Here is a 14,799-nt window from a genome sequence, read left to right on the forward strand (position 1 = left end):
GATTCAGCTCCACTCCAGAGCGCCCTTGCGCCAGGCATAGGCGAGGGCAACCACCAAGATGGCAATGAACACCAACGCCTCGATGAAAGCCAGCAGGCCCAGGCGATGGAACGCCACAGCCCAGGGGTAGAGGAAAACGGTCTCCACGTCGAAAATCACGAAGACCAGAGCAAACATGTAATAGCGAATATTGAACTGAATCCAGGCTCCGCCCACAGGCTCCATGCCTGATTCGTAGGTGAGTCGGCGCTCACCCTGACGCGAGCGCGGCGCCAGCACGGCATTGGTGATCAAGGCCAAAACTGGTACGGCAGCAGCGATCAACAAAAAGCCCAGGAAGGCGTCATACCCGGGGAGGACAAACATGCGAGAGCGGCGCTCCACTCAAATCACTTGCGGCAGTCTGGCACTGACAGCTGCTCAAGCTCGATAGAGTTCGGCGTCGCAACGGGATTGCATCGATGGAGCAGGAACCGTCAACGCCGGAGGAGGTGCTGATCGAAGCACCCGTTGAGGACACTGAACCAGCGGAAAATCCCGACACTCACCGCTTTGAGTGCCGCAGCTGCGGCTATGTCTACGACCCCGCCGAAGGGGTGAAAAAGGTGGGCATTGAGGCCGGCACACCTTTCAGCGCCTTGGATGTGGTCAGCTTCCGCTGCCCGGTCTGCCGCAGCCCAGTGGCCGCATTCCGCGATATTGGCCCTCGTGATAAGCCCAGTGGGTTTGAGGAAAACCTCAAATTCGGCTTGGGCGTGAATGTGCTGACGCCAGGCCAAAAAAATGTCTTGATCTTTGGTGGCTTTGCACTGGCCTTCGCCTTCTTCCTTTCCCTGTACTCCCTGCGTTGATCGCTGTGATTCGCTCGTTTCTCTCTCTACTGCTGTGTGTTGGCCTGACCTTTGGCCTCGGCGGTTGTGTCACCACCAGCCTGCCGATGGCAACAGCCAGCCCCTGGACCTCCCAAAAACTGGGGATTGAATCCAATCCGTTGGATGTGGCCTTCACCGACAAAACGCACGGTTTTTTGGTGGGCAGCAACCGCTTGGTCATGGAAACCACCAACGGCGGCGAAACCTGGGAGGAACGCGAGATTGACTTGCCGGCTGATGAAAACTTTCGTTTGATCAGCATCGATTTCAACGGTGATGAGGGCTGGATCGCCGGCCAGCCCGGCCTGCTGCTACACAGCGATGACGCAGGTCAAAGCTGGAGCCGCCTGCTCCTCGATACAAAGCTGCCCGGCGACCCCTACCTGATTACGGCTCTGGGCCCGAAAAAAGCCGAACTGGCCACCAACGTTGGTGCCATCTACCAGAGCAGTGATGCAGGCAAGACTTGGCAGGCTGAAGTGGTTGATGCTGCTGGATCGGTTCGCGATCTAGAGCGCGGCAAAGACGGTCGTTACGTCAGCGTCAGCAGCCTTGGCAACTTCTTCTCCACATGGGATCCAGGCCAGTCAAACTGGCAGGTGCACCAACGGGTGAGCAGCCAAAGGCTGCAAAGCATGGGCTTTCAGCCCGATGGACAAATGTGGATGGTGACCCGCGGGGCCCAACTGCGCTTCAACCCCGAAGGCGGCGACTACGAAGAGTGGAGCAAACCTGTAATCCCGATCACCAATGGCTATGGATACCTCGACATGGCTTGGGATCCCCAAGGCAACATCTGGGCTGGTGGCGGCAATGGGACCCTTCTAGTCAGCACCGATGGCGGCAAAGAGTGGGAAAAAGACCCCGTAGGCACAGCCACACCAAGCAATTTCACTCGCTTTGTATTCCTAGGCGGCAATAAGGCCTTTGCCTTGGGAGAGCGAGGCGCCATCCTGCGTTGGGTGGGCTGACACTCTGTTACTGAAGCCTCAAGCAGCCGGCCTGACCCCTTAGGATCACCGAGCTGAACTGGGAGTTGAGATGGCCGCCGGCTCAACCGGGGAACGTCCGTTCTTCGAAATCATTACGAGCATCCGTTACTGGGTGATCCATGCAGTGACACTGCCTGCGATCTTCCTAGCTGGGTTCCTTTTCGTCAGCACAGGGCTGGCCTACGACGCCTTCGGGACCCCTCGTCCTGACAGCTACTTCCAAGCTGCTGACGTCAAAGCACCAGTGGTGAGCCAGCGCTATGAGGGCAAGTCACAACTGGACACGCGTCTTAAAAACTGATCCATCATGACTTCCACTCCTTCACCCGCGACACCCCGGAACTATCCGATCTTCACGGTCCGGTGGCTATCGCTTCATGCCCTTGGCATCCCAACGGTGTTTTTCTTGGGCGCTCTGGCGGCTATGCAGTTCGTTCGTCGCTAATTCTCTAAACCATGGACCGCAACCCCAACCCCAACAACCTGCCAGTTGAACTGAACCGCACCAGCCTGTACCTGGGTTTGTTGCTGGTGTTTGTCACTGGCGTTCTGTTCTCCAGCTACTTCTTCAACTGAGGCTTAAGTCATGAGTGGTAAGAAATCAGGTCTTCCCGACGGACGGGTACCCGATCGCAATCCTGATGGCACACCAGCAGTGCCGTGGAAAAGCCGCTGGACTGAAGGTCCTCTACCGTTGTGGCTAGTCGCAACAGCCGGTGGCATGGCTGTGATGTTTGTGGTTGGCCTGTTCTTTTATGGGTCTTATGTGGGTGTTGGCTCTGCATGAGCGATTGCTACGGAGGCATGGAACAACAGGAATTGGGAACCTATTTCAGACTTTAAGGATCAAACCTTGTCCAGTAGGAAGACTGAGAACTGAAGTCCCCATCTGTTTAGCGAAAGAATCAAAAGCCAACTTTTGAGCAATGTGCATAGCCACACCGTAATCATCCAGAACAACAATGGCGCCGGGGACAAGCTTGTCCCAAAAATATGAAATAGCTGCAATTTCCGGTTCTACACAGTTCATGTCTATGGACAAGTAAGCAATTCGGTCTGTAGATACAAGCGGAAGCGTTTCAGGGACAGCGCCTGGAACAATTTTGACGTTGTCATACTGACTAAAAGTTGAACGGACGTCTTCCAGGCAATCCTGGTAACCACCTCTCTGAAGCTGGTTTTCTCGCTCAGTTACTGAGCTATATCGCTCAACAAGACCTTGGAAGGTGTCAAGAAGGTAGAAGGTTTTATCAACATTGGCAAAATCAATAAAGCGCATGACAGTAGCGCTCAAGCCACCGCGGTTAACTCCACATTCAACAAAGTCACCATCTAATCGGAGTGCACTGGAGGCAGCCCAACAACAAACATGTGCTCTCCAAGCTATGTCATCCTGGCCCCACGAATGAGTAGCCTTGCCGGTTGTATAGGCATCTAAAAAAGAGGCTTCTCTAAGGAAGTCTGAATTATGAACAGTGAGTAGCCCGTCGGAAGCATAAGTAAAGTCCCAGCGTTGGAGAGCAAAGATACAGCCGATCTCCTGACGAAGAGATAGGGGGAGGAAATGAACAAATTTACGCAAAGAACGGCGAAAGAATTGAATCAACACAGGAAAGTAATAATAGACAAACTATGAGAGGATGTAAGTTTTGTCAAGCAAGAAGTGCGCATAAAAACAGATCAAGTGAGATGCAGAAAGGCAAAAAGGATTACGGTAAGGCGGCGGATCATCTCAGCTGACGAACATTTGAAATAAAAGCACGTGAACTACTGGACATTAAAAAGACACGTTTAATTTGAGAGAAAAAACACAGTAGGGGCGAAGGACGGAGGGCTCTAATGGAACCAATGAGAGAGACAGCGTCAAGAATATTGTTGATATCGTTAGAGGAACTTGGCCCTACATGGAAGCGATAGCCAAGTGTTACAAGACGGGAGAAAGCAAGGGAGAGCCGAAACCGAAGTCTCAGGAGTAAAACTAGTGGATTGATAATGCGAGAAGGCGAGACAGAGTGGAGATGACAATAAGCATGAACCATCTGAAGAGTTTCAACACGATTAAATCGACGAGATTTGGCTAAAATGATTTGTAACTGACGAGTTGGATCGGCGGTATAAGCAGACAAAGCCTTAACAGAAGCTGGGAGTTGGAGGTATGTTTCATAGACAAAAAAATGCATTGACTGAATGGGCACAGAATTCGAATTCAACGGAAGGGATGGGTGACTTTGAATGCCAGGGACAGAGAAAAAATCCTTTGTAATGGAAGATAAGTTTTTGGTAGCGTCGGACTGAATATAGTTAGCACCATTACTTTTACCGGAGAGACCAGCTATGGCATAGATATCGGTTGTATATGCATACGCATCAATAATATGACTAATGGAAAGTGATGAATACACATCAGGTGTCATAGAGTGGTAAAATAGACAGTGTGGAGACAAGTCCTTAAGGGAATTAACTATACTAGTTTGAACAAAAGACCCCGTATAAAGCATTGGCAACTCGCAATAAGGTGATAATCCATTCATTACATTCGGGATCATCTTTGAGGTGGAACGCACTTCAAATGAATTCTGGAGAGATATGGCTAATAAACCATGTTCAAGCTGGAAAATACCAGGCCAATAGTAAATGGCGGTTTGGGTGCAAATAGCAGGAAGATTGGTAGTGGTAAATATATGCGCTGCCTTTTTAAGGGCGTCAGGAAGAAGGGCATCATCATCACCTATAAGGCACATCCAATCCCTTGTAACGTGAGAGATGGCAAATTCAAAACTCTTTACCATAGGCAAATCTTGATTAGAGCGAAAATATTTAATACGCGGATCTTCAAAGGAACGGACTAGATCAGGCGTCGAGTCCTTACTATTATTATCAGATATAATAATTTCGAAGTTAGAATAAGACTGATTCAGTACGCTTTCAACAGCGTAAGCCAAAGTATCAGCTCGATTACGAGTTGGGATTACAACCGAAAAACCTGAAGCCAAAATCAATTGAAAGTCTTGACGATAATAGCAGGACAGCTCTAGAGATAGTTTGACAATAAAGAAGGTAAATCAGGAAAGTGCCTGAATAGCGGTGGATTATGCATTGGAGATTAGTCGTGAAATAATTAGACGTATTCTGGGTGCAGAGCAGGCAGTGCATAAAAGAGTAAAGGGTGAGATCAAAATAAACGCGAAAAAAGGATTGAGATCTAATGAGATAAAGTAAGAGAAAAGGGGTTTGGCAACTAGTATGAGGAAAAGGAGAGCAGAGAAGAAAGGAAGACAAATGTCATAAATTATCCAACTTGAAAATGCCGATGAAAGATGGCGGGTAAATGTTCCAGATGCCAACACAATGAAAGCCATAATATTCATGGAAAGAAACGAATATGCAGCCCCAAGCGTTCCCAATGAAGATATAGAGATGTAACCAATTGGGAAAAAGAGAAAGCAAAAAATTACTGTCATATACAAAGTGAGCGTAGTTACACCAAGGGCAAGAAGTAGTTGGTAGATAGGAGTTACAAAGGTATTAATTAAAATAGCTATAGCCAAAACTTGCAAAACAGGCAGGGCTGGTATTGAAACGGAGGTATTATTTAACCAAACGGAAAGCAGGGGATTAGCGAAGAAAAATATAGAAAGACACGATGTACAAGCAAGAACTGAAATAAGCTGGGCTGACAAGTGAAAATTTGAAGTTAGAGAACGGAAATCACGGGAACCGTAATCAGTACAGTAAATAGGATAGAAAAATGATGACAAGGGAGACAAGAACAGTGTGAGAGAACTTGCAACGGATGCAGCAGTTGAATATATAGCAAAATCATCAAGAGACAAAAGCTGGAATATTAATATCTTGTCAAATTGGACCAACAACAATGCAAATATATTGATCAGAGCAAGCGAGGATGCAAAGTGCCGGAGATGGGAGATACTTTGCAAGGAGGCTTGGTTGCGTAAGATTGGGATCGAAAATAAGCGGTAAACTGAAACAAGAGAAACAACGAGTGTAAATAGAGAAACAAATAACTGCCAGATAAAAAATACTATGAGATTTGCCCCAAAGAAATACAAAACTGGGACAACAATAATAGATGTAAGCGTAGATCGGATGAATTGGATTGAACTAGATTGAAGGTAAAATTGGCCACCTAAAAGAACATTTCTATACACAGACTCAAGGAATCTCAGAAACAGAGATACACCCATCAGCTGCAAAGCTAACAAAACATTAGAAGGAGCTAGTGAGGTGTCTGGCTTGAGTATTATTGAATTAATAGAAGGGGATAACAAAAGAAAACCAACAAGGAAGATAAGAGAAATGAAAAAAGACAAGTATTCAGATGATCTAATAAGCTGACAGACAGAAGATAGTGATGTGCCACGGGATTGATATATGGATATTTCACGTGTAAGTGTTTGTCCTATTCCGAAGTCCAAAAGGGGTAGCCAGGACTGAAAGAGAATGAATAGGGAAACAAGAGCAAATTGCTCAAGCCCTAAAAGACTAATATACTGAGGGATAAAGATAAAAGATGCAAAGCCTGACCAAAATGTAGCCAGATAGTTTGATGTAATGCTTAGTTGACGAGAAGCCACTTTATCTCAAGATAAGGTCAGTAAGTTAGAGATGAGCTGGTGATAGAAAAAAGAATAGGAATAAAAGGAGTGACATAACAAGAGGTACAAAGAGGATCAGAAACCAATTTGGTGAAATTCAGGGACTAGGAGATTTAATTCATGCAGAATTTGTGTGGTGCTTTTTGATATAAATGAAGACTGCAACCTAGAGAGTGAAGAAAACAACAAATCAGATGGGACAGTATTTTCTCGGGCTTTAAAAATTAGATGGTGCTCTGTTTTTTCTACGGTTGAATCAATAATCAATTCTTCGTATAACTTTTCACCAGGACGCAAACCGGTGAATTCTATGGATATGTCTCCAGATGGATTTGATGAATCTTTTAAAGAAAAACCAGATAATTGTATCATCTGTCGAGCCAGATCATATATAAGTACTGGGTCACCCATGTCGAGTACAAAGACTTCACCACCAGCTGATAGCGAAGTAGCTTGCAATACGAGCTGTACAGCCTCAGGAATGGTCATGAAGTATCTTGTAACTTGAGGATGGGTAACTGTTACGGGTCCTCCCGATGCAATTTGCTGTCGGAAAAGAGGTATAACTGAGCCGCTTGAGTTGAGTACATTACCGAAACGCACCATTGAGCAAACAGGGCCTGTTTTACTAGGCCGAATCTCATTAGCTGCATCCTGGACCAAAAGCTCACACACGCGTTTGCTAGCACCCATAACATTAGTAGGACGTACAGCCTTGTCTGTAGAGATGAGAGTAAAATGACTAAGATTACAGTTGCGTGCTGCCTGAAGGGCAGAAATAGTGGCATTAATATTATTCTCAACTGCAGAACAGATGTTGGATTCAACTAAAGGTACGTGCTTGTAAGCAGCAGCATGAAGAAGTACATTTACGGTATATTTTTGGCACAATAATTCAAGATTAGCCTGATCTTTAACATCACACAAAGAAGAGACTATATGAGTTGAGCAATTCAACAGAGAAAGTTCTTGTGAAATTTTATAGAGAGCAAACTCGCTGTGATCAACAAGGACTAATGTATTAGCACCGAGGGATACGACTTGACGAGAAAGCTCGGAACCTATACTGCCTCCAGCACCAGTAATTAAAAAATTTCGATTGTGGGCTAATGGGACAAGAAGGTGATTAAGTGGGGTGGATGGCTCTCTGCCTAATACATCTTCGATTGATACTGTTTTAAGTTCACTAACGCGGTGGCGACCACTTGCAATATCTGCTATTGATGGAATTGACAAGACACGCAGGCCGAGTCCTCCTAAATCGCTAACTAACTGCCTTCGACGACTGAGAGGCGCAGAAGGTATTGCAAGAAGTACTTGAGATACGCGGAACTTTGATTTGATATCAAAAATGGCATCAGGATTGCAAATTGGAAGTCCTTGTATTTTTCTATTCCATAGACTGGAAGAATCGTCAAAAACAGCTACAAGATGAAAATCTGGATGGTTACGAAGTTCCTGGATTAAACGAGTGCCAGCAGCACCAGCACCAAAAACTATAGTCGGAACTTTACGACCAGTTACTGTGAATAGATGAGCTCTATAATGCAATAGATCACGTGCTATGACACGAGATAAAAGCAAACCAACGGTCAAAACCCCCCAAAGGAGAAGCCAAAATGATCGAGGTGGATCAGTGAATGTAAATAGGTTGGTAGTAAAAAAGAGTAAAAGAACGATCAGAGCGGTTCTAGGAATGAGAGTATAGAAAGAGTGGCTACCAATACTTCTAGTAAGACTTCTATACCAACCAGTGACCAATAATATGGAAATTCCAAGAATCAGAAAGGGAGCTAATAATGGAATGCTTGAAACAAGAGCAGGCGGCCATGGCTCACTAAGTCGAAGTGCAAATGAGGCCCAGAAGCTGAAAACAAGAACAACTGTGTCTGTAAAAAGAAGAACTAAGCGACGAACCAGAAGATGTCGGTCTGCGGAGAAGACTTGCCGAAGGTAACGAAAGACTTCAGGAAGCTGTGGAAAAAAACGGACGGCCATCAGCAGCAGGCCGAAATGGAAATAGAATTATAGGCGATGTTGAGGTCAAAACCGATAAGACACATGATTATGGGGAATAAGACCCAAATCCATTAGTGCAGGCAAAAAGAAAGAGGAAAATTGAAACTACAACTCTCTAGATTTAGGTTATATGCACAGCAAGAGAGAGGGAACAAAGCAAATGCTATTAATAAAAAAGCTGGAAAACTGAAGATATGGACAATAGGCACAAATTAAAGATAAATGATTATTGTGTTAAAGAATTAAAAAATCAGAATCAACATGGGCGAAGACCAATAACAGCAGAAGGATTGCCCTTAACAATTGAATAAGGGGGAACCATCCCTGAAACAACGCTTCCAAGAGTAATAACGGCACCAAAGCCAATATAAGTACCAGGTGCCAAAGTAGCATTAGCACCTATCCAAGACTGGCCTTCAATCATAATGGGCGACAATAATAGATCGAAAGACTCAGTTTTATAATTATGATTTCCTGTGCACAGATAAACCAGCTGGGAGATACAAACATGATCAGAGATAGTTACCTGGGCCAAATTATCAATCCAGGTGTTCTCCCCAATCCAACAGTAGTCGCCAACAGACAAATGCCAGGGACTGGTGACAGTTAAACCAGGCTTGATACGACCATGTTTACCAACACTTGCACCAAATAAACGCAAAATAAACTTACGCCAAATAGTCCCTGGAATTTGACTTGATACTAGCCAACGAAACGGAAAGTACCAGAGAATACGTCTTGCTTTATGCAAAAAAGAGGATTCATAGATTAAAGAATATTGATCAAGCAGTTGAACGGACTTGTGGAAAGAGTCGGATGTCATAGTGAGATATTAAGACGTATACGCCTAAGAAGCCAAATAGTAGCAGAATAAAGAAAATCAATATTTGCACGAAAAGGTGATATTACACCGAGTTGAATCTTCATTCTTCGAGACTCTAAAAGTGGTAGTAATGATGATTGGCTCACACCACCTGTGGCCATTGATGCAACGACAGAAGGCATAAAACCGGCACGCAAGCGAGGTCCAATCCGTAGGAAGAACTCGTAATCAGCGCAGGCTGTGTAAGACATAGAAAAAAGGCCGAATCGAGTGAAGAGTTCGCGACGATGGACAGAAGCGACATGGGCAGTGCGCATGAAATGCCGAAAATACTTCCAGACCCAGGGTTTGCCTACAATACGCTGAGATCCATTAGGGGAAATAAGTGTTACTTGTGCAGAGATGTAATCATATTCAGGGTGGTTTGAGATGAAGGTACAGTATTGAGTGAGGGCATCATGATGGAGAGAATCATCGGAGCCAAGAAAAAGAATCCAGTCGCCGACAGCAACTGAAAGACCTTTGTTCCACGCTTCGTAAAGGCCACTATCGGGTTCACTGACCCAATAGCTGATGCTCTCAGAATTAGAAATTAGATAGTCAATTGTTCCATCACAACTACCACCATCAATAACAATCAATTCGTACAAGTGCGAGGGACATGACAATGAGTAGACACTATTGACAGCACGACGTAGTAGATGAAGGCAGTTAAAGGTTGGAATGATAATAGAAAATGTGGGCTTCACTGAAACATGAAAAGCACAAGGCTCTCAAGATATAGTGAAAACTTTATCATAAAATTTGTTCATCTTTGCACCAATGGCGCTCCAGGAATATTTTCTAGAGACATAATTACGGCAATTTAAACCCATATTCATCAGTTCTTCGTCAGTTTTGAGTGACAACTCAAAGAGTGCTCGGCTGACAGAATTTAGATTAGGCTGAATATACCAACCCATATTATTATTAGATAAAATACTCCATGGAGTCTGATTAGTGGTTATCACAGGTAAACTCCAGGACATGGCTTCAGCAACGGCAATTCCAAAGTTTTCACTGTATGAGGGAAGAATAAAAGCATGAGACGATTGATAGGCATAGTCTTTGAATTCACCGTAAAGGGGTCCCTCGAAAATAAGTTGATCTGAGATATGAAGAAGCTTCGTCTTATGCCGTAAATAACGAATATACGAAGGGTCGCCCATACCTACAATTCGACATTTCCAATTCACAGGCCTAACAAGTGACCACGCATCGATCAACAAATCTAGTCCTTTTTTGGGATGTATACGCGAGAGAAAAAGTAAAGTCTTGACTGGATTTGACGAATTGGAACGGTGAAAGACTGGTGGCAGAGGTATGCCCTCCTCAATCACAAAAACTTTAGAGGAAGGAATGCCAAGTGCAATTAAGTTCTGAGCCTCAGCAGTTGAAGTGGCATGAACGTAATCGCAAATATCAAAGAGCTTAGACTCAATAAAATGGAAAAAGAGCTTTTTGGCAAATAGATTCCTAGAGCGAGCCCATGGCTCTAACATACCAGCGGGCTGAACTATAAGAACCTTGGATGGTGACCTTTGTTTCCATTGGAGTGAGACAAGACTGCCCTGACGCCATAGACCACGCAAGTGAACAACGTCAGGGGTTAAATCCTGCAAATGCTTACCAAGCCTTAAGGAAATAGGATAAATAGGATTCCTAAAAGATTTGACTTTGCGGATTTCTAATTGAGAGAAGTCAGAAATCTTGGCTGTAGTATCAAGCTCATCAAAGTCTGTATGGCACAAGATAGAGATGTCTTTAGTAGAACTTTCTTTAGAAACAGCGACAGCCAGATGATATGTTGCATGAGCCAAGCCACCTGCACTTTCGCCAATTGAATCAGTAAGAGCTACTATTTTCATATAATAAAACTTGGTTTCTCATTTTTTCCCAGGACCCATCCATAGAGGAGTGCAAACTGCTTGGTAACAGTTGCCCAATCATAAGTTCCTGAAACGAGCGCACGAGCAGAAGCCCCCATAGCAGATAAAGAGGAAGGATTGAGATGAAATAGCTTGCGCAGCGAGTGGGTAAGTGATGAAGTATCAGGCTCAGCAGCTAAAGCGGCGTTAAGCGAAAATGCATCTGGGAGATTGCAAGCTGCACTTAGCAGGCAAGGCAAACTAAAAGACATAGCCTCCAAAGCAGCCATTGGTAACCCCTCTGAATATGAAGGGAGAATAAATGCAGAAGCATGCTGATATGAAGAGAACTTAGTCTCGTTATAAGCTGGCCCATATGCAAGGCAACGAGATATAGGGAAATTACTTAGTTGGCTTTGTAGCTTTCCATCATCACCATAACCTACAAAACAGAGCCACCACCCAAAATGGTTGGCTTCATCGGCTAATGACTGCCAGGCAGTTAGAAGTGGTTCTAAGCCCTTTTTATGGTGATAACGGCCTAGGTACAGTAGAACTTTGTCTTGAGGAGGAATTATCTCATGCCAGAGAGGGGGAGGGAGGTCTCGAGGAGAGAGTGATGGGAGTTTTATACCATTTGGAATAACCGCAATAGGCTGTTCTGGAAAATAATGACGAATAGACAATGCTTCTTCTGCACAAAGTGCATGAATACAGGCTGCTTTACGGAAAGCTTTTGATTCCCATAGCCTTAGGGAAATCAACTTTTTGAGCGGTGAATGGGCCATCGCCCACGAATCCATCATGCCGTGGGGTGAAATAATAAAAGGAATTGATGAACTTTGAAATGAAGCAACCAATCTTGTGTGAGCTCTCCAGAGACCGTGGAGATGAAGGATATTAGGAGCGAGAATATCAATAGAAGATTTTAGTTGACTATCTCTTGAAAGTAATGAATAGGAGTCAAAATTAAGCCAACGGGAGAAAATACCTGATGACTGTTGAGCTTCTAAGAGCTGTGAGATAGATACAGCAATACCGCCATCGGAGCTTGAGGGCGAATAGGAGATGTGGACAGGCTCTAATGGCATTGAACAATTAAAACCTCTTAGTTAAAAGGTAGCGATAACAAAGAAATGAAGGGAGAACAGTGAAACAGTAAAGCATGAAGGCCTGGGGAAGATAACCTCTACTGATGATCACATAAATAAATGAAGCATTTAACAAATAAACTGCTTGAGGAAGTGGTTCAAATTGACGCCAAAGAAACCACAACCATAAACGTTTACAAATTAAGCCGAAAATAAAACTAAATGCAACAACTCCAAGCCAACCAAAAGCTAAATAATATTCTGCAAAGTTTAAATAGGCAGTATAAGAATTTGGTGTTCCATACACTACTTCTCTTGCTGAGGAAGAATATGATCCATCCGGTTTATTAGGGAAAAGCTGACGTGGAATTGGTTGAAGTAAAGATGTAGAAAAAGGCTTTAGGTAACTGTGTGGAATGGATGAAGGAGTATGGCTGATAATTGCGGAGCTAGTGAGAAAAACACCTGCTTCTTCAAAGCTTGAAGTAAAGACCTCAAAAGGAGAGTAATTTGACAATGCTGTTATATCAACACCGCGAACAAAGGAATTAGTACGTGTAATACTAAGAGCTCCATTGAGTCCAATGAAGAGAAACATGAAAAGAACAAGGAAAACGAGCTTTGGACGAAGCTTGTTGTAAAAAAGCCAGAGCAAAAGAATAGGAACTAAAAGAAGTAATATGCGATAACGGAAGGCCTCTGACAAATAGATTGCGGATGCAACTAATGTCCAAACAGCCAAGGAAAATGAATGGGCCCTGGTACGCAACCAAACAGCAAATTTAATGACAACGCCAGGAATCAAAAGGTTGATAGCAAGCATAAAGTAATTTTCAAATGCACCTAGATTGAGACCAGAAAATCCAAAGAAGGAAGCATTAAAATTTGAAGGTGAAAAGGGATTTAACATTCCAATAACTCGATCTCCGTAAACAAGAAGGTATGGAACTAGACCTAACCAACAAAGAATAGTGCCAGATTTACGAATTGAGCTTAGTTTGGAATTGAAGGACTTTCTTGGCTTTACAGAAGGTCGGAAGAGGTGATAACCAGAAAGGAATGATATATAAAAGATTAAAGCTGCTAGCCATCCCCAGACTAGAAATTCGCGGTGCTCAATGCCACGGTAAAAAGTTCCAGATGTACCAACGAAATTTGATACTTCACCAGAGGACAATACAGCTCTCAAGGGCCCAACTAGGGCATAAAAAACAAGAAGAACGGCGACAAACAAAGTTGGCCTGTAGATTTCAATCCAAGACTTTGAACGGATCGCCAGGAAGCACTCGAAAGCAATAGAGATGCTCAGCAGAAAGAGGATGATAGTTTCAGAGGCTGAAAAAATCATTAATGCCTAGAGAAAAAAGAAATCAATCGAGAAACCAGTGTGCCTATACCAGAGTAACGCGGATTACGTGAGGCGTAAACGATGGCATTTTGCAATCCATCAGCAAAACTTAGAGGACTATACAATTCTAGATTGGCCCTAGCATTATTTATCATTGTAGTGCGCTGGGATTCTGACTGAGCGTCAATTGTATGCATTACATGAACCAAGTCATCGATGTTGGTTGGGTCGATGATAAAACCGGAAAAATTGTGTTCAACGAGATCAATTGAACAACCACAGCAATTACTGACGACAACAGGCAAGCCAGATGCAATAGCTTCATTCACAACCAAACCCCAAGTATCTTTAAGACTGCAAAGAATAAGAGCGAAGGATTTCTTATAAATAGCCGCAAGTTCGTCAAGCTGAACAAAAGAATGAAAAGTAACCCGACTTGGTTTAGGTAAGAGTTTACACTTATTTATGAGGTCGGTCTCGAGAGGCCCATGGCCGAGCAGCAATAACTCTCGAGAACCACCTGACAATTGGTACTGACAGTATGCATCGATCAAATAATTATGATTCTTTTCAGGAATAAAGCGACCTACACAAATAAAAGGTTGATGTTGGGCAGGGGAACTATTACTGGCAACAGAGTGATAGTTTTGAAAAAAAAGGTTATCAACGACATCCCAAGGCTGGAAGATAGCGGTGGATGGGAAACCAAGCGAGCTTAGATAAGACCTGCTATCAGTTCCTGCGACAAGTGCTGAACTGACAGATCGAAGTAAAAGTCTTTTTAAGAACTCAAGAAATAACTTCCTAGTACTGTCAATTTTTCTGCTGTCACTAACAATAATGCATGGTATACGAGCATTATTGGAAGTAATCATTAGCTGTAGATAGGCTCTGTCAGCCCAACCAACAATGACAACATGGGAGGGTTTGTAAAGGTTAATGCAGTGGAAGATTTGGGATCGTAATCTTGAGGGAGGGGGATCAGTCTCAGCACTGGAAGCACCCTGCAGTTGGACTAAAGTGTATAAAGATGTTTGTGCATTAGAATCCCAGGGATACTCAAGTGAATTGGGACGAGTCTCAATTACGATCAATTTATGCTTAGAAGTTAATGCTAAGGACTCTAGACGT

17 protein-coding genes are annotated in these 14,799 nt (G+C 43.9%); 6 read left to right on the forward strand and 11 right to left on the reverse strand.

The window, feature by feature from the left end; all coding sequences use genetic code 11:
* Window positions 1-3: 3 nt before the first annotated feature.
* Window positions 4-366, reverse strand: a complete 363-nt coding sequence (locus SIB46_RS07305; RefSeq protein ID WP_011934631.1) for an NAD(P)H-quinone oxidoreductase subunit 3 — start codon at window positions 364-366, stop codon at window positions 4-6.
* A 95-nt stretch (window positions 367-461) separates the two neighbouring features.
* On the opposite strand from SIB46_RS07305, the gene SIB46_RS07310 reads away from it, so the two are divergent.
* The 6 genes from SIB46_RS07310 (at window position 462) to SIB46_RS07335 (ending at window position 2,651) form a co-directional block, all read left to right on the forward strand.
* Window positions 462-851, forward strand: coding sequence for a rubredoxin (locus tag SIB46_RS07310; RefSeq protein WP_413295515.1), 390 nt, complete (start codon window positions 462-464; stop codon window positions 849-851).
* Entirely contained in the window at window positions 848-1,843 is a 996-nt protein-coding gene (locus SIB46_RS07315; protein WP_413295516.1) for a photosynthesis system II assembly factor Ycf48, read from the forward strand. The genes SIB46_RS07310 and SIB46_RS07315 overlap by 4 nt, the downstream gene beginning before the upstream one ends.
* A 70-nt stretch (window positions 1,844-1,913) precedes the next feature.
* On the forward strand, window positions 1,914-2,165 hold the full coding sequence (gene psbE, locus SIB46_RS07320; RefSeq protein ID WP_011934628.1) for a cytochrome b559 subunit alpha: 252 nt from the start codon (window positions 1,914-1,916) through the stop codon (window positions 2,163-2,165).
* 6 nt (window positions 2,166-2,171) lie between these two features.
* The gene (psbF, locus tag SIB46_RS07325; protein WP_011934627.1) at window positions 2,172-2,309 is read left to right on the forward strand and encodes a cytochrome b559 subunit beta; all 138 of its coding nucleotides are present in this window, start codon (window positions 2,172-2,174) and stop codon (window positions 2,307-2,309) included.
* Window positions 2,310-2,320: 11 nt separating this feature from the next.
* Window positions 2,321-2,440, forward strand: a complete 120-nt coding sequence (locus SIB46_RS07330; protein ID WP_011934626.1) for a photosystem II reaction center protein L — start codon at window positions 2,321-2,323, stop codon at window positions 2,438-2,440.
* 10 nt (window positions 2,441-2,450) lie between these two features.
* Window positions 2,451-2,651 (forward strand): photosystem II reaction center protein J, encoded by a 201-nt coding sequence (locus SIB46_RS07335; protein ID WP_011934625.1) that lies wholly within the window; start codon window positions 2,451-2,453, stop codon window positions 2,649-2,651.
* Between the two features lie 45 nt (window positions 2,652-2,696).
* On the opposite strand, the gene SIB46_RS07340 is transcribed toward SIB46_RS07335, so the two are convergent.
* The 10 genes from SIB46_RS07340 to SIB46_RS07385 all read right to left on the reverse strand — a co-directional run bounded on the left by SIB46_RS07340 (window position 2,697) and on the right by SIB46_RS07385 (window position 14,543).
* Window positions 2,697-3,470 (reverse strand): TylF/MycF/NovP-related O-methyltransferase, encoded by a 774-nt coding sequence (locus tag SIB46_RS07340; protein ID WP_413295517.1) that lies wholly within the window; start codon window positions 3,468-3,470, stop codon window positions 2,697-2,699.
* Window positions 3,471-3,591: 121 nt separating this feature from the next.
* Entirely contained in the window at window positions 3,592-4,863 is a 1,272-nt protein-coding gene (locus SIB46_RS07345) for a glycosyltransferase family 2 protein (protein ID WP_413295518.1), read from the reverse strand.
* 90 nt (window positions 4,864-4,953) lie between these two features.
* On the reverse strand, window positions 4,954-6,459 hold the full coding sequence (locus SIB46_RS07350) for an oligosaccharide flippase family protein (protein ID WP_413295519.1): 1,506 nt from the start codon (window positions 6,457-6,459) through the stop codon (window positions 4,954-4,956).
* Between the two features lie 96 nt (window positions 6,460-6,555).
* On the reverse strand, window positions 6,556-8,478 hold the full coding sequence (locus SIB46_RS07355) for a polysaccharide biosynthesis protein (RefSeq protein ID WP_413295520.1): 1,923 nt from the start codon (window positions 8,476-8,478) through the stop codon (window positions 6,556-6,558).
* Window positions 8,479-8,755: 277 nt separating this feature from the next.
* Window positions 8,756-9,322 carry a putative colanic acid biosynthesis acetyltransferase gene (locus SIB46_RS07360; RefSeq protein WP_413295521.1) on the reverse strand — a complete coding sequence of 189 codons (567 nt, stop codon included), beginning with the start codon at window positions 9,320-9,322 and terminating at the stop codon, window positions 8,756-8,758.
* Window positions 9,319-10,071, reverse strand: a complete 753-nt coding sequence (locus tag SIB46_RS07365; RefSeq protein WP_413295522.1) for a glycosyltransferase family 2 protein — start codon at window positions 10,069-10,071, stop codon at window positions 9,319-9,321. Before SIB46_RS07365 ends, SIB46_RS07360 begins: the two co-directional genes overlap by 4 nt.
* A 24-nt stretch (window positions 10,072-10,095) precedes the next feature.
* Complete coding sequence (locus SIB46_RS07370) at window positions 10,096-11,229, reverse strand: glycosyltransferase (RefSeq protein WP_413295523.1); 1,134 nt, start codon at window positions 11,227-11,229, stop codon at window positions 10,096-10,098.
* Window positions 11,226-12,320, reverse strand: coding sequence for a glycosyltransferase (locus SIB46_RS07375; RefSeq protein ID WP_413295524.1), 1,095 nt, complete (start codon window positions 12,318-12,320; stop codon window positions 11,226-11,228). The genes SIB46_RS07370 and SIB46_RS07375 overlap by 4 nt, the downstream gene beginning before the upstream one ends.
* 7 nt (window positions 12,321-12,327) lie before the next feature.
* Window positions 12,328-13,668, reverse strand: a complete 1,341-nt coding sequence (locus SIB46_RS07380; protein WP_413295525.1) for a hypothetical protein — start codon at window positions 13,666-13,668, stop codon at window positions 12,328-12,330.
* Window positions 13,668-14,543, reverse strand: a complete 876-nt coding sequence (locus SIB46_RS07385) for a glycosyltransferase (RefSeq protein WP_413295526.1) — start codon at window positions 14,541-14,543, stop codon at window positions 13,668-13,670. Before SIB46_RS07385 ends, SIB46_RS07380 begins: the two co-directional genes overlap by 1 nt.
* Between the last annotated feature and the right edge of the window lie 256 nt (window positions 14,544-14,799).

Source organism: Synechococcus sp. MIT S9452 (genome assembly GCF_047304245.1).
GTDB lineage: Bacteria > Cyanobacteriota > Cyanobacteriia > PCC-6307 > Cyanobiaceae > RCC307.

What these genes read in the sequence shown, in the direction of transcription:
- SIB46_RS07305 (WP_011934631.1), bottom strand. Translation starts at nt 366, where the DNA reads ATGTTTGTCCTCCCCGGGTATGACGCCTTCCTGGGCTTTTTGTTGATC.
- SIB46_RS07310 (WP_413295515.1), top strand. Translation starts at nt 462, where the DNA reads ATGGAGCAGGAACCGTCAACGCCGGAGGAGGTGCTGATCGAAGCACCC.
- psbE (WP_011934628.1), top strand. Translation starts at nt 1,914, where the DNA reads ATGGCCGCCGGCTCAACCGGGGAACGTCCGTTCTTCGAAATCATTACG.
- psbF (WP_011934627.1), top strand. Translation starts at nt 2,172, where the DNA reads ATGACTTCCACTCCTTCACCCGCGACACCCCGGAACTATCCGATCTTC.
- SIB46_RS07330 (WP_011934626.1), top strand. Translation starts at nt 2,321, where the DNA reads ATGGACCGCAACCCCAACCCCAACAACCTGCCAGTTGAACTGAACCGC.
- SIB46_RS07335 (WP_011934625.1), top strand. Translation starts at nt 2,451, where the DNA reads ATGAGTGGTAAGAAATCAGGTCTTCCCGACGGACGGGTACCCGATCGC.
- SIB46_RS07355 (WP_413295520.1), bottom strand. Translation starts at nt 8,478, where the DNA reads ATGGCCGTCCGTTTTTTTCCACAGCTTCCTGAAGTCTTTCGTTACCTT.
- SIB46_RS07360 (WP_413295521.1), bottom strand. Translation starts at nt 9,322, where the DNA reads ATGACATCCGACTCTTTCCACAAGTCCGTTCAACTGCTTGATCAATAT.
- SIB46_RS07370 (WP_413295523.1), bottom strand. Translation starts at nt 11,229, where the DNA reads ATGAAAATAGTAGCTCTTACTGATTCAATTGGCGAAAGTGCAGGTGGC.
- SIB46_RS07375 (WP_413295524.1), bottom strand. Translation starts at nt 12,320, where the DNA reads ATGCCATTAGAGCCTGTCCACATCTCCTATTCGCCCTCAAGCTCCGAT.
- SIB46_RS07380 (WP_413295525.1), bottom strand. Translation starts at nt 13,668, where the DNA reads ATGATTTTTTCAGCCTCTGAAACTATCATCCTCTTTCTGCTGAGCATC.
- SIB46_RS07385 (WP_413295526.1), bottom strand. Translation starts at nt 14,543, where the DNA reads ATGATTACTTCCAATAATGCTCGTATACCATGCATTATTGTTAGTGAC.